Origin of the sequence: Pedobacter africanus (assembly GCF_900176535.1) — a bacterium.
Taxonomy (GTDB): Bacteria; Bacteroidota; Bacteroidia; order Sphingobacteriales; family Sphingobacteriaceae; genus Pedobacter; species Pedobacter africanus.
Window position 1 is genome coordinate 3105153 of record NZ_FWXT01000001.1, and the last position, 22555, is coordinate 3127707.

The 22555-nt window shown below is 44.5% G+C and carries 12 protein-coding genes; 9 read left to right on the forward strand and 3 right to left on the reverse strand.

The window, feature by feature from the left end; all coding sequences use genetic code 11:
• Nucleotides 1–105 precede the first annotated feature (105 nt).
• The 3 genes from B9A91_RS13045 to rfbD are packed head-to-tail and all read left to right on the forward strand — an operon-like array spanning nucleotide 106 to nucleotide 4558.
• The gene (locus B9A91_RS13045; protein ID WP_084239204.1) at nucleotides 106–2058 is read left to right on the forward strand and encodes a polysaccharide biosynthesis protein; all 1953 of its coding nucleotides are present in this window, start codon (nucleotides 106–108) and stop codon (nucleotides 2056–2058) included.
• 2 nt (nucleotides 2059–2060) lie between these two features.
• Nucleotides 2061–3668, forward strand: coding sequence for a gliding motility protein RemB (locus B9A91_RS13050; protein WP_084239206.1), 1608 nt, complete (start codon nucleotides 2061–2063; stop codon nucleotides 3666–3668).
• A gap of 35 nt (nucleotides 3669–3703) precedes the next feature.
• The gene (rfbD, locus tag B9A91_RS13055) at nucleotides 3704–4558 is read left to right on the forward strand and encodes a dTDP-4-dehydrorhamnose reductase (protein WP_084239208.1); all 855 of its coding nucleotides are present in this window, start codon (nucleotides 3704–3706) and stop codon (nucleotides 4556–4558) included.
• Here rfbD and B9A91_RS13060 read toward each other — a convergent pair.
• Together B9A91_RS13060 and B9A91_RS13065 are read right to left on the reverse strand one after the other, a co-directional pair.
• Nucleotides 4555–5211, reverse strand: coding sequence for a lysophospholipid acyltransferase family protein (locus B9A91_RS13060; protein WP_084239210.1), 657 nt, complete (start codon nucleotides 5209–5211; stop codon nucleotides 4555–4557). The two genes, rfbD and B9A91_RS13060, sit on opposite strands and share 4 nt — an antisense overlap.
• A complete protein-coding gene (locus B9A91_RS13065; RefSeq protein WP_084239212.1) occupies nucleotides 5208–6029 on the reverse strand; it encodes an alpha/beta hydrolase in 822 nt (273 codons plus the stop codon). Before B9A91_RS13065 ends, B9A91_RS13060 begins: the two co-directional genes overlap by 4 nt.
• Before the next feature lie 246 nt (nucleotides 6030–6275).
• Here B9A91_RS13065 and B9A91_RS13070 point away from each other — a divergent pair, with 246 nt between their 5' ends.
• Nucleotides 6276–7805, forward strand: coding sequence for a GAF domain-containing protein (locus B9A91_RS13070; protein WP_084239213.1), 1530 nt, complete (start codon nucleotides 6276–6278; stop codon nucleotides 7803–7805).
• 7 nt (nucleotides 7806–7812) lie between these two features.
• A complete protein-coding gene (locus B9A91_RS13075; RefSeq protein WP_084239215.1) occupies nucleotides 7813–11835 on the forward strand; it encodes a chemotaxis protein CheB in 4023 nt (1340 codons plus the stop codon).
• Nucleotides 11836–11847: 12 nt separating this feature from the next.
• Here B9A91_RS13075 and B9A91_RS13080 read toward each other — a convergent pair whose 3' ends face one another.
• A complete protein-coding gene (locus tag B9A91_RS13080) occupies nucleotides 11848–13086 on the reverse strand; it encodes a sensor histidine kinase (RefSeq protein ID WP_159451697.1) in 1239 nt (412 codons plus the stop codon).
• A gap of 400 nt (nucleotides 13087–13486) precedes the next feature.
• On the opposite strand from B9A91_RS13080, the gene B9A91_RS13085 reads away from it, so the two are divergent.
• The 4 genes from B9A91_RS13085 to B9A91_RS13100 all read left to right on the forward strand — a co-directional run bounded on the left by B9A91_RS13085 (nucleotide 13487) and on the right by B9A91_RS13100 (nucleotide 22552).
• Nucleotides 13487–16201 carry a glycoside hydrolase family 78 protein gene (locus tag B9A91_RS13085; RefSeq protein ID WP_084239219.1) on the forward strand — a complete coding sequence of 905 codons (2715 nt, stop codon included), beginning with the start codon at nucleotides 13487–13489 and terminating at the stop codon, nucleotides 16199–16201.
• A gap of 14 nt (nucleotides 16202–16215) precedes the next feature.
• Nucleotides 16216–19242, forward strand: a complete 3027-nt coding sequence (locus tag B9A91_RS13090) for a glycosyl hydrolase (RefSeq protein WP_084239221.1) — start codon at nucleotides 16216–16218, stop codon at nucleotides 19240–19242.
• An 87-nt stretch (nucleotides 19243–19329) separates the two neighbouring features.
• Nucleotides 19330–20409 carry an L-rhamnose/proton symporter RhaT gene (gene rhaT / locus B9A91_RS13095; protein ID WP_084239223.1) on the forward strand — a complete coding sequence of 360 codons (1080 nt, stop codon included), beginning with the start codon at nucleotides 19330–19332 and terminating at the stop codon, nucleotides 20407–20409.
• Between the two features lie 22 nt (nucleotides 20410–20431).
• Nucleotides 20432–22552: a bifunctional aldolase/short-chain dehydrogenase gene (locus B9A91_RS13100; protein ID WP_084239226.1), complete on the forward strand. Its 2121-nt coding sequence runs from the start codon at nucleotides 20432–20434 to the stop codon at nucleotides 22550–22552.
• Nucleotides 22553–22555 lie beyond the last annotated feature (3 nt).

The window sequence follows — 22555 nt, forward strand, 5'->3', positions numbered from 1 at the left end:
TTTTTTGATGTTATTCTGAAGATTTAATCTTTTTCCTATTAGTTTAATGTGATAATTTGGTTTAATTATTGTTAGTTTTGCAAGGATCATTTTTATGTAAGGTGTATGTTTACAAAACTACAAATTGTATCACGCTGGATTATTTTTACAATTGACATATGTTTGAGCATCGTAGCGCTTGCATTTGCAGTCATTCTCCAGAACAATTTTATCGTCAATACTATTGATTTCCTTGCTTTTTATAAAGCAGTAGTTTTAGTGATAGCTGTAAATTCCTTTGTATTCTATTCTGTAAAAACATTCGCCGGAATTGTTAGATATACTTCGGCACAAGATTCTTTCCGGATTTTATTTGCGGTTATACTAAGTTCCTTAATCCTCTTTTTTACCCATGCATTAGCAATTGTAATAACAGGGGAACACGTAATTAGCAGTGTAACGATCATTACTTACACACTTTCAAATTTCTTGTTGCTGATTACCTATAGGATTATAGTAAAGTACTTTTTTATGTACATAAAGAATGCTAATCTGGACAAAATCAGGATTATCATTTATGGAGCAGGAGAAGCAGGTGTTGCTACCAAAAGAACTTTTGATCATGATCCTAAGGTAAATAAAACGATTATTGCCTTTGTTGATGATGATTTGCGCAAAGTTGGAAAGACTATTGACGGTGTGAGGATTCTGGATGCTGCTCAGTTGGAGCATCTAATTACCAAACATGAAGTAGACGAAATTATCTTTGCTTCTTACACCATTCCATCTGAAAGGAAAAATCAGGTAGTAGATATCTGTCTGGAGAATGATGTCAAAATTTTGAACATTCCTTCCCCTGAAGTTTGGGCCAAAGGGCATGTGACAACTGCACAAATTCAAAACATCAATATTGAAGATCTATTAAATAGAAAAACTATCGAAATAGATATTGATGGCATTCAGAATCAGCTAAAAGATAAAAGAATACTCATTACTGGAGCAGCGGGGTCAATTGGCAGTGAAATAGTACGGCAGTTGCTAAAATTTGAAACAGGTTTAATTATTCTTTGTGACCAAAGCGAGACTGCACTACATAACATTTATCTTGAATTGGAAGAAACCCACATAAATACTAATTTTCATGCTTTTATTGGTGATGTAAAAGACCAAAAGAGGATGGAAGTTCTCTTTACTACTTACAAACCGCATTATGTATATCATGCCGCGGCTTATAAGCATGTGCCATTAATGGAAGATAACCCCGCAGAAGCGATCAAAACGAATGTTTTGGGTACTAAAACTATCGCAGATCTTTCCGTGAAACATGGCGTTCAAAAATTTGTAATGATTTCGACAGATAAGGCTGTAAACCCTACCAACGTAATGGGGGCCTCTAAGCGTATTGCGGAAATTTATGTGCAATCGCTGAATAATTCATTAAACAATCCTAATCTGATATTTTCGAATGGGCTAAGTTATTTGAATGATGGTAATGTAAAACCAATTACTAAATTCATCACTACCCGCTTTGGAAATGTTTTGGGTTCGAATGGATCAGTAATCCCTCGTTTTAAACAACAAATAGAAAAGGGTGGCCCGGTTACCGTTACTCATCCCGAAATCACCCGTTATTTTATGACTATACCGGAAGCTTGCCGCTTGGTATTGGAAGCTGGCTGTATGGGCAAAGGAGGAGAAATCTACGTTTTTGACATGGGTAAATCTGTAAAAATTGCTGAACTGGCTAAAAAGATGATTCGTTTGGCTGGATTGGTTCCTAATCAGGACATCAAAATTTCTTATTCAGGACTAAGACCGGGAGAGAAGCTTTTCGAGGAACTCTTAAATGATAGTGAAGTGACCAAGCCTACACATCATGAAAAAATCATGATTGGACAGGTAAGAGAGTATATATTTAATGAGATTGAAGCCCAGATTTATCAACTGGTACAGTTTGCTACAAATAGTAACAATAGGCAGGTAGTAAAGCAAATGAAGATAATTGTGCCTGAATTTATTAGTAAAAATTCCGTATTTGAAGAACTGGATACCCAGGTTCCGGTAGAAGAAACCCCTTAAGAATGAGAAAAATCCTATTGCTAGGTGTATTCGTTCTGGCTTTTCAAAGCTTGAGCGCTCAAACGCCTAATGTAAACATACCCTACTCTTACCAATTTTATCAGAAACTGAATAAATCTGTATATGATGTAAATAATCGCTCACACTCTGCTATTAAGGGGTTTTATGCGGATGATTCTTTGCTGGTAAATCGCTATCAGAATTTGATGGATATGGGCGTAGATTCCTTAAATCAACGTTCATGGTTTCGCAGAAAACTAACACAAGAGCATTTGGTTAATGTTAAGGGGGATGACTATACGGTATATGCAGATTATCTCCCTGATTTATTAATTGGTCGTGATTTTAAAAATAGTTCTACAGCCTGGAAAAATACAAGAGGTTTTCAGATCGGTGGAACAGTAGGGGATAAATTTTCATTTTATACCAATGGCTTTGAGAATCAAGGAGTATTTGCCAACTACATTACAGATTTTATCAATGCCAATCAGGTAGTGCCAAGTGAAATGACGGGAAAGCTAGGTAAGAAGACAAAAGACTGGTCTTATGTTACGGCTTTATTGTCTTATACGCCCAACAAGCATTTAAACGTTGCTTTGGGCTATGATAAGAACTTCATCGGTGACGGTTACCGTTCGATGCTTTTATCTGATGTAGCCGCTAATTATTCTTTTTTAAGGGTAAGGGCAACATTGGGGAATGTACAATATCAAACCATATTTGGTTACATGCTGGATCCGGGTGCAGAAAAATTGACTACTGACAGACGACTTGGCGACCGTGGTAAATGGGCAGCAATGCATTACATTGATTGGAATGCTACTGATCGTTTTTCTGTTGGGTTTTTCCAGGCGGTAACCTGGGCTGATGCAGAAAAAGAAGGAAAGCGCGGCTTTGATTTTAATTATGTCCATCCCTTTATCTTCTTAAGATCTGTGGAAGGAGCCAATACAACTTCGCCAGATAAAATGCGCTTAGGTATCAATAGCAAATACGAAATCCTGGATAAAACAACTGTTTATGGACAATTCATGATTGATGAGTTCACCGCAAAAGAATTTTTTGGTAACAAAGGCTATTGGGCAAACAAATGGGCTTTGCAGTTGGGTGTAAGAGGCTCAGATTTGTTTAAGGTTGAAAATTTAAACTATCTGGCTGAATTCAATACAGCAAGACCATACACTTATGCTCACTTTGACAGAATATCCAACTACGCTGCTATGAACCAACCATTAGCACATCCAATGGGTGCTAATTTTAAGGAGGTGCTCGGTATATTGAACTATAGCTATAAGAGATTTGATTTGCAGGGACAGGTAATGTATGCACGGTATGGATTGGATCCCGAGGGCATGAATTATGGTAAAGATATTTTTAAAGGATATGATACGAGAGTTGCTGATTATGGTAATAACATTGGGCAAGGTATTAAAACCAATCTTTATTTTGCTGAAGGAAGGGCCTCTTATCTGATCAATCCAAAATACAACCTTCGACTAGAATTGGGTGGTATATTGAGAAGGGAAACCAATTCAGTAAAAAATACCAACACTGCATTATTCACATTTGGTTTACGTAGTACATTCAGGAATTTGTATCAGGATTTTTAACAGTATATTAGTAACCCATTAGATCAAAACAAAACTTGAAAACACTAGTATTAGGTGCCTCCGGCCAGCTTGGCCAATGCTTAAAGGCTGTTGCTGTAGAGCGAAATATTGATACGCTTGACTTTCCAGATGAAGCTGCAGGCAATATCCTGAATGTTGAAAAGTTGCAAAATCTGTTTGCTGAAAAGAAACCTGACTTTGTGATCAATTGTGCAGCCTATACTGCGGTAGATAAAGCTGAAGATGAGATAGAACTTTGCAGGTTAATCAATCAGCAAGGCGCTTTAAACGTCGCTCAGGTTTGCAAAGAATTTGGTGCTACGTTAATTCATGTTTCTACAGACTTTGTGTTTGAGGGTAATGAGATAACATTATTAAAGGAAGATGACATTGCTAAGCCTATAAACGTTTACGGCCTAACCAAACTGGAAGGTGAGAAGGATATTGAAAACACGCTTGTAAAGCATTACATCATCAGAACAAGCTGGCTGTATTCCGAATATGCCAACAACTTTGTTAAAACCATGTTAAAGCTGGGTGCAGAAAGAGATGAACTGAGCATTATTGCAGATCAGATTGGCTCGCCAACTTATGCCATTGATCTTGCCGGGGCAATTTTGGATATTATAGCTTCTGGAAAAGAGGCCTATGGTGTATACCACTATAGCAATGAGGGATCAGTGTCCTGGTTTGATTTTGCAAAAGGTATTTTTGAATTGAGCAGTACAAATGTTAAGGTTAATCCTATTCCAACATCGGCTTACCCTACAAAAGCTACACGGCCCAAATTCTCTGTTATGGACAAATCAAAAATCAAATCAACATTTGGAATTGCAGTACCTTATTGGAGAGATAGCTTGAAAGTTTGTATAAGTAGGTTAGTAAGCTAAACAGCAGGTTCTTTCGTAAACCGGATGCTTTTTGTGATCGCATCCTTATGATGTGCATTCACTTTTTCTTTCAACACCTCAAAATCAAAACCTTCATTCGTGCCACAATCCAGCAGGTTAAAATAAACCGAAGGCTTGGTGCTTTCAAAATATTCAATCAGGTTACTGCTCCAAACGAGCTGGCATTTGCCAGAGATAAAAGGAACAATTTCCTTAAGCCCATTCTGAAACAAAATATGTCTGATATGCGTGCTTTCCAGGTTGCCCTGGGGATAAAGCAGCAGTACATTGCCAGGCACAGATAACACCTCGGCAGCATAATCAAAACTCTCCTTTACAGAGCGCTTACCCGGCTCAACAGAGAAGGAGCCAAAATACCGGAGCCATTTGTTTTTCTCCATCTGCTTTTTCAGCGACATGATATACAGGCTCCTAAAAACACCCTTTTCTTTGAATACCTTATTGCACAGGTAATAAGCCAGAAAACCATCCAGAAAACTGAAATGGTTACACATCAGCAGGTAGGAATGACCGGGTTTAAGATCTATATCCCGGATCACCAGCTTATTGAAACGCCTTTTTAATATCCGGCCAATCAGAAAAACAACAATTCTGAAAAGGAAGGGAGAAAGTGGTTTCGATTTAATGATCATAAGAGGGATTGAACTAGCCGGTTTACAAAGTTGAGATTGATCATTTCATGGGTTTCTTCCAGTACAATTACATCTCCTGATGTATATTTAGAAAAGAAACGCTTTCCAATACGTGGTAAATACATCTTGTCGTACCGCCCAAATATAAATATACTTTTAATCTTATGGGATTCCAGATTGCTGATCAGCTTGTCTTCGTCTGTTTCCAGCAGCCGCAGGTAAGTAAAACAGGCATATAAAGCAAAGCGCAGCTTTGGCGTCCCGATTTCTTTGTGTAAAAGTTTCTGACCGGTTGCATCAATAAAGCGGAGCCATCGGGCAAAATCTATAAGCCTTACCGTAGCTTTTTCGCTAAGCAGAAACTTCTCGAGCATTTTATTCCCGGCTTTATTGCTGCTGAAAAAACGGACAAGCTTACCCGGATATACCGAAGAAGGGGCAGCAACAATATATTCATTTACCATAGCAGGCAGCTCTTCTACAAGTGCAGTAGCATAATGCGAACCCATTGAATACCCTATTACAGAAAAAGAGCTGATCTGCTGGTGTTTGCAAAAATCGAGTATCAGGCTTGCGAGTTCTGATTTTAACAAACCCTTTTTTACTGTAGTAAGCGATTGATCTGTTAGCCGCGTTTCTTTATGAAAAAACAAATCAAAGCCCCAGAAAGTATACTGCTGGCCCAGCTGGGCTGTAAGCAGCTTAAACTGCTTGCCATGCATCCCAAAGCCATGAAAGCAGAGCATATGCCGCGGGCCGGTACCAAATTTATAATAATGTAGTTTTACGAATGGATGTTCAAAAAAATGTTCTGTCATGGTGGTTTAGCGATAAAATTACTATCAATTGCTATACCAAAAACAGGCTTTTTTTCTCATTTGCTCCTTATTTAATGCCTGGGTGCAGCTTTGCCTTAAACATCATCGTCTGTTGTTAATAGAATTGATGCTGCTCCAAACAATTTGGTATATTATTTGGTATTAAGAAAGTGTTGAACTAATTTCCACCTTACTTACACACAATTTGGATTGCTGCTGTACAGCTACAACAGGGGAGTATAATACATGACAGAAAGAAAAAACTTTGATTCTGAATTTTGCGGCAGCCTGCCCTTGCACCATGTGAACCTGATTCAGGATTATGGTTATTTACTGGTACTTGAGCCTGCAAACTTAAGCCTGATCCAGGCAAGTGAAAATATTGTTGAGGTTACAGGACAGCCTGTACAGGACATGATTGGTAAAAACATCGCAGATTATATGGATGTACCCGGCCTGCAAAGTATTAAAAGTGGTTTAAACAGTGGCATCAGACAAAGGATCCCTGTTGAGGTCAACATAAAAAATGTTTCGGCACTGCAGCCATTTCATGGATTGATGCACCTTAAAGAAGGTTATATCCTGCTGGAACTGGAAAATGCAGGAGAACAGCGCAAGGCTGCTTTTACGCAGGTATTTCAGAAGGTAAAAAAAGTAATGGCAGCGATAGACCAGGCAGATACCGTACAGGCGGTGTGTGAAATTGCGGTTCATGAGCTGCGCGAGCTGTCTGGCTTTGATGGGGTACTGATGTACAAGTTTGATCAGGATTGGAACGGGACTGTAGTTGCGGAAGAAAAAGACGACAGGCTGGAACCCTATATTGGACAAACCTTTCCTGCTTCCGATGTACCCAGACAGGCCAGGCAGCTGTATCTGAAAAATCCTTACCGCCTGATTCCAAACCGCGCTTACCAGCCATTCCGGCTGTACCCGGTCATTAACCCGGTAACCAACTCGTTTATTGACCTGTCCGACTGCAACCTTAGGGGCGTGGTAGCGGTACACCTGGAGTATATGAAAAACATGAACATTGAAGCCTCCATGTCTATTCGCGTTATCAGGAACGGTGAATTGTGGGGCCTCATATCCTGCCATCACCTTACACCTAAATACCTTGATTATGAGTTATGCGCGGTGTTTGAATGGCTATCGGCTGTGATATCAAACGGGGTGAGCCGCATCCTGGATAAGGAAAAATATGATTTTTCATCGGCCCTGCAGCGCAAACGTGCAGAACTTACGGACCGTATTTATGAGGAAGACAACATTGTTTCGGGCTTGCTGCCCGATGAAGGCACCAGCCTGCTCGATCTTTTTAATGCTACAGGTGCCCTTATAGTATTGAATGACAGGATAGAGACCAAGGGGAAGGTGCCCGGGAAAGAAATGACAGACAACCTATTGCTTTGGGTAGAAGGCAAAAGTGGCAGCAAAGTTTTTGCGCACAACCACATGAGCGGTCTGTACGATGAGGCAAAGGCCTTTGCTGATGTAGGCAGTGGCCTGCTGGCCATACCCATAGACGCTGCAAAAGGCGACTACGTGATTTGTTTCAGGCCTGAAGTTATTGAAACCATTAACTGGGGCGGCGATCCTAACCAGGCCATAAATTTTGAAAAGGATGGGGTAAAGTATCACCCGAGGACTTCTTTTAAGTTGTGGCAGGAAACCGTTAAACAGTATGCCCAGCCCTGGAATGAAGCGGAACTGGAAATGGCAGAAGCTTTAAGGAGTTTTCTTTTCGAGTTCAGGACAAGGCAGCTTTACAATTGATTAATATATGAAAACCAGGAATAACGATAAATATATAGTTGCTATTGGTGCCTCTGCAGGTGGCCTGGAGGCCATCCATGAGTTCTTTGATCACATGCCTCAAAGTTCCAGCTTTTCTTTTATTGTGATCCAGCACCTTTCTTCAGATTATAAAAGCCTGCTGGTGGAACTGGTGGCCAAGCATACCAATATGAAGGTCCTGGAAGCTGCCCATGACATGCCGATTGAAGCCGATAGCGTTTACATTATCCCTAACAATAAGCTGATGACGGTAAAGCAGGGAAAACTGAAGCTGGCCGATAAATCTTTAATTAAAGCCCCCAACACCGCAATAGATACCTTTCTGCATACCCTGGCAAACGACAAAAAAGACAAGGCCATTGCCATTATTTTGTCGGGCACCGGAACAGACGGAACAAAGGGGATCCAGAGCATCAAGGAATGCGGGGGAATGGTAATTGTGCAGGACCCTGAGACCGCGCGCTTTGATGGCATGCCCAACAGTGCCATTGCCTCGGGCAACGCAGATTTTATTATGCCGCCAAGGAAAATGAACGGGGAGCTGTTTAACTATGTAAAGGAAGAGCCGATAGCGGTACTGGAGAATGGGAATTTTGACGAGGCGCTGCTGGATGAGATCTTTAGCCTGGTACACCAGCAAAGCGGTAACGATTTTAACCTGTATAAAACCCCTACCATTATACGCCGTATTGGGCGCAGGATGAACGAAACAGGTCTCAAAAAACTGGAAGATTATGTAAAGCACCTGGCCTCAGACAAAGAGGAGATCAAAGTTCTTGGCCAGGATTTTTTAATAGGGGTAACCAGGTTTTTCAGGGATACCCAGGCTTTTGAGTTGCTGGAGACTAAAATATTGCCAGATCTGATCCATTCTAAAGCCGACAATGATACCCTAAAGATATGGGTATGTGCCTGCAGTACCGGACAGGAAGCCTATTCTATAGCCATATTGGTAAATGAATGCCTGGAAAAGGCAGGCAAAACACTGGATGTAAAGATCTTTGCAACAGACATTGATGAAAAAAGCATAGAGATTGCCGGACGCAACCAATATCCCGAATCGGTAACAAAAGAAGTACCACCCAAACTGTTCCGCAAGTATTTTGTGAAAGACGGGAAATTTTTCGGGGTACTGCCCTACATCCGCAAACAGGTGGTATTTGCCAAGCACGATGTGATCAAATCGCCGCCTTTTATTAAAAATGATATGGTAACCTGCCGCAACATGCTGATTTACGTGAACAGCGTATTGCAGGAAAAGATCCTGTCGACCTTTCATTTTTCCCTCAATAAAAACGGGTACCTGTTTCTTGGCGCCAGTGAAACGGCATCAGCACTTAAAGAGGGGCTAAGGGAGCTTTCCGGGAAATGGAAGGTTTACCAGAAATCGGCCCCGATCAATTATTCCAGCTACAATACCTACAATACCAGCGGAAGGATTACCACACGGCAGGAGCAGAAAAAAAATGCTGCCGAAAGTATGCCCAGCGGCGCTGAAAAAGCCTTTAATAACTTCATTACCAAAGACCTTGGTTATGTCGGGATTTTTATTGACAAAGCCTATATCATACAGGATGCGGTGGGGAATTACCGCCAGTTCCTTTCCCTGCCCGATGAGAAGATAGAACTCAACATCCTGAAAATGGTGCCAAGGGAAATCTCCATAGTGCTGAACACCGCCCTGCGCAAATCATGGAAAGAAAATAAAAAGACCCACTTAAAACGCATCCGATTTAAGCGTAAAAGTGATGAGGTTTACCTGAATATCTCTATCCAGCCGCCAGGGCCGGAAAATGGGAGCGAATATACCATGATTGTATTTGGGGAAAGCACGATGGAGATCATCCCGGATAAAGAGGACCTGGTCATGTCGCTGCTATCCAACGATCAGCAAAACGAATATGTTTTTGAGCTGGAAGCAGAGCTGAACGAAACCCGCAGCAACCTGCAGCTGGCCATAGAAGAAATGGAGACCACCAACGAAGAGCTCCAATCCAGTAACGAGGAGCTGCTGTCGGCAAACGAAGAGCTGCAATCGGGCAATGAGGAGCTGCAATCGCTGAATGAGGAACTCCACACTTTAAATACCGAACACCAGGTTAAAATAAGGGAGCTGGTAGAGCTGAACGACGACCTGCACAATTATTTCCGGAGCATTGATATCGGCCAGCTGTTCCTTGACGGGAACCTGCAGATCCGCAAGTTTAACCCGGCAGCAACTGGAATGGTGAACCTGATTGAAGCAGATATAGGCCGTTCAATTGACCACATCTCTAACAACATTAAAGCCGAAAACCTTTCAGAGGACATCCGCAGTGTATTGCTTACCGGCCGGATACTGGAAAAAGAAGTTCAGTTGAAAAACGGCCGCCGCAGCTTAATGCGCATTATGCCTTACCTGCGCAAGGATAAGAAAACAGATGGTGTGGTGATCACCTTTGTAGACATATCCTACATCACTGAACTGAACAACATCATAACAGGGGTGTTCAATGCCAGCTTAAATGCCGTTCTTGCTTTTACAGCGGTAAGGAACCAGGACCATTTTATAGTAGACTTTAAATGCGTTGCATTTAACAATGCAGCAGAGGATTTACTGGGCAGGAAGAAAGACGAACTGGACAGTGCCATGCTGGTAAAGCAGCTGCCGGAACTAACCGAAGGCAGCCTGTTTACGAAATATGTTGCCGTAGTGGAAAAGGGGGGCTCATTGCAGACAGAGATCCACATGGGTGGCAAAAGATGGTTTCAGCTGGTAGCCGTTAAAATGTCTGATGGCTTTGCCGCAACCATTACAGACGTTACCGAGCGCAAGCTGGCAGACCAGCGACTGAAAAAGAATTACAACGAGCTGATTGATACCCGTGAAAACCTGAAGCTGTTAAATACGGAACTGGAAGAAAAGGTACGGGAAAGAACTGTTGAACTGACCGCCAGTGAGGACAGGTTCCATGAGATTGCCAAAGCTACAAATGATACGATATGGGACTGGAACCTGGTAAACAATACCATGTGGAGAAGCAATAATCTGGACATCATGTTTGGGTATTCCAACTCGGCCGAAACCAGTAATATTGCCTTCTGGTTTGATAAGATCCACCCGGAAGACCGCAAGCAGGTTAAGGAAAGTGTATACGAAGCCATTAACGGAAACCAGAAGCAATGGTCTGCGGAGTATCGGTTTCTGAAAGCAGATGGGAAATATGCGGTCATTTTTGATCGTGGAAGCATTCTCCATGATGAATCTAACATGCCCTACAGGATGGTGGGCTCTATGGTAGACATTACCAAGACCAATGAGCTGCAGAAAGAACTCATGGAAAAAAAGGATGAGTTTATGAGTATTGCAAGCCATGAACTGAAAACCCCGATTACCAGTATTAAGGCTTTTTTACAGCTTACAGCCAGGGTTGCGAGGAAGGGCGTGGTAAATGCAGACATGCTGACCTATATTGACAAAGCGGAAAGGCAGCTGGAAAACCTGACTTTCCTGGTGAGCGACCTGTTGGATGTATCAAAAATACATGCGGGGAAAATGCAGTTCAATTACAGTCGTTTTAACATGACAGACCTGATTACCGAATGCGTGGGCGACATGCAGAATACGGAAGATTTTGAGATCGTTATTAAACATATAGATGATGTTGAGGTATATGCAGATCAGCACAGGATTGAGCAGGTGCTTAAGAACTTCCTTTCCAATGCCATTAAATATTCTCCGGAAAGCAAAGCTGTAGTTGTGTATACAGAACAGATAGGCCGGGAAATTAAGGTAATAGTGAAAGATTTTGGCATTGGGATACCCGCAGATAAGGCCAACCTGGTTTTTGACCGCTTCTTTAGGGTAGACAATTCCAACTACCAGTTTTCGGGTCTGGGATTGGGCCTTTACATCTGTGCAGAGATTGTAACCCGGCATGGCGGAACCTTTGGTGTAGAGAGCGAAGAAGGGAAAGGCTCGGAGTTTTGGTTCCGGATTCCGCTGGATGGGCCAGAGGCTGCTGGTTAGGCTTAGGTGCTGCTAGTTTGCTGTGCGCAGCGCGATGTAGAACGTAGTCCCAACTTTCGGGACACTCTCAAACCAGATCTTTCCGCCCTGCTTTTCTATGAAGTCCTTGCAAAGCGATAGCCCCAGGCCGGTGCCCTTTTCGTTCTCGGTACCATAACTTGAAGCGATCCTTAAGGTGAATATCTGCCGCTGTTTTTCTTCAGATATCCCTACCCCGCTGTCCTTCACCGAAAAAACACATCGGTTACCATCCTGCCTGGCCTTTACCTCTATATCGCCATTGGCAGGGGTAAATTTAAAGGCATTGTTAAGCAGGTTACGCGCTACCGATTGGATCATGAGCTTATCGCCCATGACCATAAGATGGTCCGGCAGGTTAACCAACACCCGGATGTTCTTGTTTTTGGCCATCTGTAAAAACATCTGTAAAGTATGGTTCAGGGTATCCTTAAAATTGAGCTGCTCCAGTTGAACCTCATTATTTTGCAGCTGGTTCCTGGCCCATAGCAGCAGGTTGTTTAGCAGGTACTGGGCATCGTCCACAGAACTGATCAGCTTTTGCTCCATCGCACTGCGGTCCTGGATGTCCAGCTCTACCGCAGTAAGCAGCTGCATGTATTGTTTTACAGAAGCCAGTGGCGTGGTAAGGTCGTGCGAAATCAGCGAAAACAGCTTGTCCTTTTCTATATTGATCAGTTCCAGCTTATGCGCTTTTTCTATGGCCTCGTTTTTTTGCCTGTCGTAGCTTTTCCTGACCAGCGTAGTGCAGATGTACAGCAGGCAGATCACAATAAAATAAGTAACCCCTATGTCGATAAACATTTCCTGTCGGTTGCTGTAGTGCTGCAATACCATTCCGGGCCGGATGAACTCTACATACAGCAGGGACAGTACCGTGGCTGCATTGAAGATGAACAGGAAGAGCCATTGCCTGCGCGCCGAAATGAGGATGGTGAGGAACAGGGAAACTGCAAACAGGAGCAATATGGATCCTTCAATTCCGGAATTGTAGATATAGGCAAAGGAATTGGAGATGTTGATTTCTATGGCCGACAGAATGATGGCCAGGTTGAGCTTGTTTTTAAACCGGCTTAAATAGTAGAGGAAAAGCTGGATAACAGCAACTGCCGCTGCAACAACAGCGGCCTGGTACAGATGAATGAAGAGGTTGAAGATAACCTGTATACATACCGTAGGGATGGCGATAACTGAGATGGTATGGAAGATACGCCCTTCCAGCGTAATTGACATAGGATCCCCAACCAACCAAAACCAGTACTTTTTTAACATTATTTCTCTTGACAGCAAATTGAAAAACAGGAACTAAGAGCAGGCGGGATGAGGCTCATTTCAAAGACAAATTTAGCATTTTACTATACAAATATGAAATTGTAATTCTGAAGGGTTAATAATTTATACAAAAAGGTTACGTAACCTGTGGCTTTTTCGGGCTTTGGAGCAAATAAAAAAATTAACGGCCGGTATCATTGAGTTGATTTGGACAGGACAGCCCATGACAGTTTTGCTTTCATAATGTTATACTTTAGGAAGTAAATGCAGTATTTTGTGTTGTTTTTTGAAAGTTAATTAAACTTTATTAAATATTTAACACGGCTATTGTTATTTTGTAACCTTATATAAACCACACCAAATGCGTAAAACCAGCTTGTTCCTTCTGTTTATCTTATTATCCATCTTCGTAAGGGCCCAGAAACTTCAGGTTTCCGAACTGACATGCAACTATAAATCTAATCCTGTAGGCATTGATGCCCTCCAGCCACAGCTGAGCTGGAAGCTGGAAGCTGCGGAAAGAAATACCATGCAGACTGCCTATGAGCTGCGGGTTGCAGTAAGCAAAACAGATCTGCAAAACGGCAGGCAGCTGGAGTGGCAAAGTGGAAAGGTTAACTCAGGGCAATCTGCCCACCTGCCTTACAAAGGTGCAGCGCTAAAAAGTAAAACCCGTTATTACTGGCAGGTAAGGGTTTGGGACAATCATAAAAATACCTCAGAATGGTCGGATGTAAATTACTGGGAAACCGGCTTGCTTACACCAAATGACTGGACTGCCAAATGGATACAGACCAGTACCGATACCGAAGGAAAAGTTGGGCCTGCACCGATGTTTGGCCGCAGCTTCGATCTGTTGGGCCCGGTTAAGAACGCAAGACTTTACATTACAGCTCACGGTTTATACGAAGCCAAACTGAACGGACAAAAAGTTGGCGACCATTATTTTACACCTGGATGGACCAGCTACCATAAACGCCTGCAGTACCAGACTTATGATGTAACCGCTATGCTTAGACCAGGGAAAAACGCAGCATTGGTGACCATTGGCGATGGCTGGTACCGCGGCAACCTGGAGTTTAACCATAAACGCAACCTGTACGGAAAGGAAGTGGGACTGCTGTTCCAGCTGGAGATCGAGTATGCAAATGGCAGGAAAGAAACCATCTCATCAGACGAAAATTGGAAAGCCTCATTCAATGGGCCGGTAAAAGCGTCTGATATCTATAATGGCGAAACCTATGATGCCCGCCTGGAAAAAAATACCGCTGTGCAGGAATTTACTACTGCGGGCTGGCAAAAAGTAAAAACAGTTGATTTTAAGCTGGACAATCTGGTTGCACCAATTGGGCCAGCGGTAAGCAAGCATGAACGCTTTGCACCGGCAAAAGTATTTAAAACCCCCAAGGGTGAACTGGTGGCCGATTTTGGCCAGAACCTGGTAGGCTGGGTGCAACTGAAGCTGAAGGGTAAAGCAGGTGATACGGTTACCCTGAACCACGCCGAAGTGCTGGATAAGGACGGGAATTTCTATACCGAGAACCTTCGGAACGCCAGGCAGGAAAATAAATACATCCTGAGTGGTGCCAAAACAGATGTATTGGAACCGCATTTTACCTTCCAGGGTTTCAGGTATATTAAAATCAGCGGCTATAACGGCAAACTGGACAGTACCAATCTGAATGCCATTGCTATTTATTCAGATATGGCCCCAAGCGGTAAATTCGCTACATCCAACCCTTTGCTGAACCAGCTGCAAAGCAATATCCAATGGGGGCAAAAAGGGAATTTTGTAGATGTGCCTACGGATTGCCCCCAACGTGATGAACGCCTGGGCTGGACCGGAGATGCGCAGGTATTCTTTAAAACTGCCGCTTACAATATGGATGTAGCTGCTTTCTTCAGCAAATGGCTGAGCGACCTTAACGTAGACCAGCATGCAAATGGCAATGTGCCTGTGGTGATCCCCGATGTGCGTGCCATAAAAAATGCAGGCTCGGCAGGATGGGGAGATGTGGCCACCATCATTCCCTGGGATTTTTACCAGGCCTATGGTGATAAGGCGCTCCTTGCCCGCCAGTATAACAGTATGAAGGCATGGGTGGAGTATATCCGCAGCATCAGCAAAAATAATTTGTGGAACAGCGGTCCGCATTATGGCGACTGGCTTTTTTACACCATGGCAGATGACCGCGACGGTAAGGCTGCGATAACCGATAAGTTTTTCATTGCCCAGGCCTTTTATGCACACTCTACACAAAACCTCATCAATGCTGCTAAAGTATTGGGCAATAATGCCGATGTACAAACCTATACCGAATTGCTCAAAGCCATTAAACAGGCTTTCCTGAACGAGTACGTTACCCCCTCGGGGAGGCTGGTGTCCAGCTCTCAGACCGCGTATGTACTGGCGCTGAATTTTGATCTTTTACCGGAAAACCTGAGGGCACAGGCAGCGCAGCGACTGGCAGATAACGTTGCGGCCTATGGGAATCATTTGACTACCGGGTTTTTAGGGACACCTTACCTCTGTCATGTACTTAGCCGCTTCGGCTACAATGATGTGGCTTATAAATTGCTGCTGCAGGAGACCTATCCTTCCTGGCTGTATCCGGTAAAAAAAGGCGCTACCACCATTTGGGAAAGGTGGGATGGGATTAAGCCCGACGGCTCTTTCCAGGCGGTGAGCATGAACTCTTTTAACCATTATGCTTACGGTGCCATTGGCGATTGGATGTACCGTACCGTAACGGGAATTACTGAATTGGAACCGGGGTATAAAAAGATCAGCATAGCCCCAAAGCCGGGAGGAAATCTTAAAAATGCCTCGGCTGAACTGCAAACCATATATGGTAAAGTAAAATCTTCATGGACAATTGAGGGGGGCAGAACAAAACTGACCGTAATTATTCCGGCCAATACTACGGCCAAAATTGTGTTGCCAAATACGGCGAACCTGAAAATAACAGAGTCGGGGACGGCTATAGACAAGATCAAAGCCATAACTGATGTGAAAAATGTAGCAGGCAATACCGAACTTACGGCTGGTTCGGGGACTTATCAGTTTGAATATTAATGCGCTTTACTAAAATGAAACCAGGAAGAAGGAATTTTATAAAAATCAGTTCTATAGCTTCATTGAACGTATCATTGCTGGGGTTAAAAGGCTCTGCAGCTGTATTGAATGACAATTCCAATGAACTGTCTGCATCAGCCCTGTCCGATCTGGAAGCTAACTTTATACATCCCACTGATAGCAGCAAGTCTTCCTGCTACTGGTGGTGGTTCAATGGCCTGGTGAATGAAGCAGGCATCACCCGCGACCTGGAAGAATTCAGGGCAAAAGGAATGGGGGAGGTTTTGCTGGTCAACTCTTCCGGTGGCCTGGGCGGCGTGCCCTTCCCGCAGGGTGCAAAATTCCTTTCAGAAGAATGGAAAGCACTTTACCGCCATGCGATGAAAGAAGCTAAAAGACTGAACATAGGAGTTGGCATCAATATGAGTTCTGGCTGGTGTATGGGCGGACCATGGATTGAGCCCGAAAATTCCGGGCGCTGGTACCTGCAGGCAGAAATGGATCTGCAGGGACCGCAGAAATTCTCGGGAAAGCTGCCCCTGCCTGGGAACAGGACAGGATACGATAAGGTATTTAACCCGCCGGGATACAAGGAATACATTGACCTTCCTTTGGAAAAACTGGACTACAGGGATACTGCTGTTGTGGCTATTCCTTTACAGCAAGGTCGTAACCATAAGATTAATGGCAGGCGGGCCGAACTCCTGGCCGCCAAGTCTAACCACAAAGACATCAGTAACTGGGCAAAATCAACTGAAGTTATGGGCCCGGTTTCAGCGCCCTGGGAAAACGAGGCCGCTGATGCTGCAATTCCTGTTCATCAGGTCATTGACCTCACAGATAAAGTGTCAAAAGATGGACAGCTGGACTGGGAAGTCCCTGCCGGGAGCTGGAGGGTTATCCGTACCGGTCACAGGATGACGGGGTCCAGACTGATGATTGCCCAGCCAGAGGGCGATGGGCTGTCGGTAGACTGGTACGACCACAAGGGAGTTGACCTGCAGTTCGAAAATCTTGGGCGGATGTTTATAGATGAAGCCGCCAAGGTAGGCAATAAGCCGGTTTATTTTTGCGACGACAGTTTTGAGGACGGTTTTCCGAACTGGACGGAAAAGATCATTGAACATTTTAAAAAATACAGGGGCTATGACCCCAGACCTTATCTTCCGGCACTCTCGGGCTATCTGGTGGGAAGTGCGGAGATCTCTGACCGTTTTATGCACGATTACCGCAAAACACTGGGCGATTGTATGGCAGATGAGCATTACAGGCATTTTGCCGACCTGTGCCATAAAGAAAATATGCTGGTGCAGAACGAATCGGCAGGCCCAAGTCGTTCCGGTACCATTTCCATCGATGGCCTGAAAAATCTTGGGCGCAGCGATTTCCCTATGGGTGAGTTCTGGCTGGGGAATAACCATGAGGATGAAAGCACCATCGCACCCGACAAACCTTATGGCGTGTCGAGACTGGACTATGGCCAGAACAAAGTATGCAAAATGGTGGCCTCTGCTGCCCACCTTTACGGAAAAAAAACAGCTTCGGCCGAAGCTTTTACCAGCATGCGGCACTGGCTGGACTATCCCGGGTCTTTAAAACAAGCCTTAGATCGCGCCTTTTGTGAAGGCATCAACCGAATTGCCATACACACCTCAACCGCAACGCGGCCGGAAGACGGAAAGCCCGGCTACGAATATGGCGCGGGTACGCATTTTAACCCCAATGTAACCTGGTGGAACAAATCGGGGCCATTTTTTGATTACGTAGCCAGGTCGCAATACCTGCTGCGTGCGGGCAGTTTTGTAGCCGATGTGCTGTATTACAACGGCGACGGGGTACCCAATCTGGTTGCCCAGAAACATGTGGACCCGCAACTGGGAAAAGGCTATGATTATGATGTGTGCAATGAAGAGGTCTTATTGACACGCTTAACTGTTAAGAACGGGAAAATAACCCTGCCAGATGGCATGAGCTACCGTATCCTGGTCTTACCCGAAAGCACAAGGATGCCTTTGGCCGTACTCCAGAAAATCAGCAGCCTGGTGAAAGCAGGAGCTACGATTGCAGGACCTAAACCCCTCAGCGATTCCGGCCTTAAAAATTACCCCGATTGTGATGTGGAACTGAGGAGCCTGGCCAAAGCACTCTGGGGCAATGCCGGAGAAAAACTGCGCATCCATACCTATGGAAAAGGGCGGGTCTTTGATAAAGAACCGATCCGTAACATATTGCTGAATGACGGGATCAAGCCGGATTTCGAATGCAGTGCTGATGCAGCCATAGATTTTATTCACCGCAGCACGCCAGAGGCCGAAATTTATTTTGTTACCAATAAGCACGGGCAGCCTGTGCTTACCGATTGCAGCTTTAGAATTAAAAACCGTTTGCCCGAAATCTGGGACCCGGTAAAAGGTAGCATCAGCCGACAGGTTGATTTTAAAATAACAGATGGCAGGATCCGGTTACCTTTAAAATTTGAGGCTTTTCAATCCTGGTTCATTGTATTTCCAAAAAGCAGTACCGGTACCCAGGCAAAAAAAGCCACGCACAATTATCGGGAACTGAAACCTGTTCAGGAAATATCCGGCCCATGGCAGGTTCAGTTTGATACCCGCTGGGGCGGACCGGAGAGCATTACTTTCGAGAATTTGCAGGATTGGAGCCTGCACAGTGATAACAGGATCAAATATTTTTCGGGAACAGCGGTTTATACCAAACAATTTGAGTTTGCCCTGGAACCTAAAGCAGCCGGCCCTGTTTATCTGGACCTGGGTACCGTAAAAAACATAGCTGAGGTTAGCCTGAACGGCAGGAACCTGGGCATAATCTGGACCGCACCCTGGCAGGTAGACATCAGCTCTGCTTTGAAGAAAGGAAAGAACGAGCTGAAAATAGAAGTGGTCAATTTATGGCCTAACCGCCTGATCGGGGATGCTGCATTGCCCAAAGAACAGCGGCTTACCAATACGAACATCAGCTTTAAAAAGGACGATAAATTGCTGGCATCTGGTTTATTGGGGCCGGTTGTGCTTAAAAAGTAAAAACAATAGCAGGATGGCATGACAGTACATGACAGAAGTTTAGGCGAATCGGGGTACTTTAGTAAAACCAAATTTAAATCCTAAACTATGCAGGTCCTACTAGGCGTTATCTTTCACTTCATCGGCGGTTTTGCCTCCGGTAGTTTTTACATCCCTTTTAAAAAAGTTAAAGGCTGGGCCTGGGAAACCTACTGGATTGTTGGGGGGCTGTTCTCCTGGCTCATTGTACCCCCGCTAGCGGCTTACCTTACCATTCCGGGCTTCATGGACATTATTGCCCAAACCAATGGCAAGATATTGCTGCTTACCTATTTCTTTGGTGTATTGTGGGGCATAGGCGGGCTTACCTATGGTTTAGGCGTGCGTTACCTGGGCATTTCGCTGGGCAGTACCATTATACTGGGGCTTTGCTCTGTATTTGGGGCTTTGATTCCATCTTTATATTACGACTTTAACCCTGTAGCCGGAAAAGACAGCCTGTCGGATATGGCCGGCGCACAATGGGGACAGATGGTGTTGTTTGGTTTGCTGGTCTGCGTAATCGGCATTGTGGTATGCGGACTCGCAGGAAGTATGAAAGAAAAGGATCTTGTGGCCTCTGGTAAGGCAGATCCCTCGAACAAGGAATATAAGCTGGGCATAGGCCTTATTGTTTCCATCGTGTCTGGTGTACTGAGTGCTTGTTTCGCCTTTGGCATTGATGCCGGAAAAGACATGGCCCAGCATGCCAATGAAGCCTGGAAGGTACTCAATCCCGGACAGGGCGAATTCCTTTTTCAGAACAACGTAACCTATGTGGTGATTTTATGGGGAGGTTTAACCACCAATCTTTTCTGGTGTATGCTGCTGAATGCGCGCAACAAAACTTTTGGTGACTATACCGATAAAAAGGCCCCCCTGGTTAAAAATTATATTTTCTCGGCCCTGGCAGGTACAACCTGGTTCCTGCAGTTCTTTTTTTATGGGATGGGCGAAAGTAAACTGGGCAACGGGGCCAGTGGATGGATCCTGCACATGGCCTGCATCATTCTGGTGGCCAATGGCTGGGGGCTGGTCTTTAAGGAATGGAGCGGGGTAAAGAAAAAAACCTTCGGTACCGTTGTAGCCGGCATTGTGATTCTCATTTTGTCTATCCTCATTGTAGGATACGGAAATTCTATCAAGTAAAAACAATTAATAAAATATCTATATGAATACTCGAACAAAGATTTTTAAACATGTAAGCTATTTGTGGGATGATGCAAAGGCTGCTGAAATGGCCGGAGATGAAGTAGCGTTGTTGATCTACCGTTCAAATTTATTAGGTGCCGACCTGCGTTTGACCAATTACGGCGGAGGCAATACTTCATGCAAGGCTATAGCCAAAGATCCGCTTACCGGACAGGAGGCTGAAGTGATGTGGGTGAAAGGCTCGGGCGGCGATTTAGGCACACTGAAGAAAAGTGGCCTTGCAGCACTGTATGTAGACCGGCTGCGCAACCTTAAAAATATTTACAGGGGACTGGAACATGAAGATGAAATGGTCGAATTGTTTAACCATTGCATTTACGACCTGGCCAGTAAAGCCCCCTCCATTGATACTCCTTTGCATGGGTTCCTGCCCTTTAAGCACGTAGATCACCTGCATCCCGATGCGGCAATTGCCATCGCAGCGGCCAAAGACGGAGAGCGTATCACCAAAGAACTGTTTAACGGCACTATCGGCTGGGTGCCATGGCAAAAGCCGGGTTTTGAACTGGGCCTGATGCTGCGCAAGTGCCTGGATGAAAATCCTGGTATCAGAGGGATCATGCTCGGTTCGCACGGACTGTTTACCTGGGGCGATACGGCTTATGAAAGTTATATCAACACCCTTGAAGTTATTGAAAGGTGTGCGGAGTACCTTGAAGAAAATTATGGAAAAAAAGGCCCGGTGTTTGGCGGGCAAAAAATAGAAAGCGCCGCAAAAGAACAACGCTTGAAACAGGCTGCGGCAATAGCGCCTGTATTGAGGGGCTTCTGCTCAAGTGAAAGAAACATGATCGGTCATTTTACCGATGATGCAAGGGTACTTGAATTTATCAATTCCCAGGACCTGGACCGCCTGGCGCCCCTGGGTACCAGTTGTCCTGATCACTTTCTACGCACTAAGATCAGTCCGCTGGTATTGAAGCTGGACATCAACGAAGACCTTGCCGATGTAAAATCCCTGAAAGAAAAACTAACACCGGAGTTTGAGGCCTACCGTAAAATGTATGCCGAGTACTACAACTCCTGTAAACATAGCAACAGTCCGGCTATTCGTGATGCCAATCCGGTCATCATTTTGTACCCGGGCATCGGCATGTTCTCTTTTTCAAAAGATAAGCAAACGGCGAGGGTCGCTGCAGAATTCTATACCAATGCCATCAATGTAATGAAAGGGGCGGAAGCCATTTCTGAATACACTTCTTTACCGAGACAGGAAGCGTTCAACATTGAGTACTGGTTACTGGAAGAAGCCAAGCTGCAGCGCATGCCTAAGCCGAAAGCCCTTACCGGAAAAATTGCCCTGATTACAGGCAGTGCCGGAGGGATAGGCAAGGCCATTGCTAAAAAGTTTGTAGAGGAGGGTGCCGTGGTGGTATTGAACGATATGAATGCAGAGCGCCTGGAAAGTGCAGGGGAAGAGTTTGAAAGTAAATATGGTAAGGATAGCTATGCCAAGGCTATGCTGAACGTAACCAGTGCTGAAGATATCTCGGCCGCGTTTGATGCTGCAGCATTGGCTTTTGGAGGGGTGGATATTGTGGTAAACAATGCCGGTCTTTCCATCTCCAAAACCATAGCCGATCATTCAGAAAAAGACTGGGACCTGCTCTACGATGTATTGGTGAAAGGCCAGTTTTTCATTACCCAGGCTGCTGCCGCGGTAATGCAGAAACAGGATATAGGAGGTGACATTTTGAACATTGTAAGTAAAAATGCACTGGTAAGTGGTCCAAACAATGCCGGTTATGGCAGTGCCAAGGCGGCACAACTTCACCTGAGCAGGTTAAACGCTGCAGAATTGGGTGCTGACCGCATCCGCGTAAATGTAGTGAACCCGGATGCCGTGATCAGCGACAGCAACATCTGGGCCGGAGGATGGGCCGAAGGCCGGGCAAAAGCTTATGGAATAACCGTGGCAGAGTTGCCGGCTTATTATGCAAAACGTACCTTGCTGAATGAAATAATTTTACCTGAAGATATTGCCAACGCCTGCTTTGCTTTTGTAGGGGGGCTGCTGAACAAATCGACAGGAAATGTGTTAAATGTGGATGGTGGTGTAGCCAATGCCTTTGTCCGTTAAAAC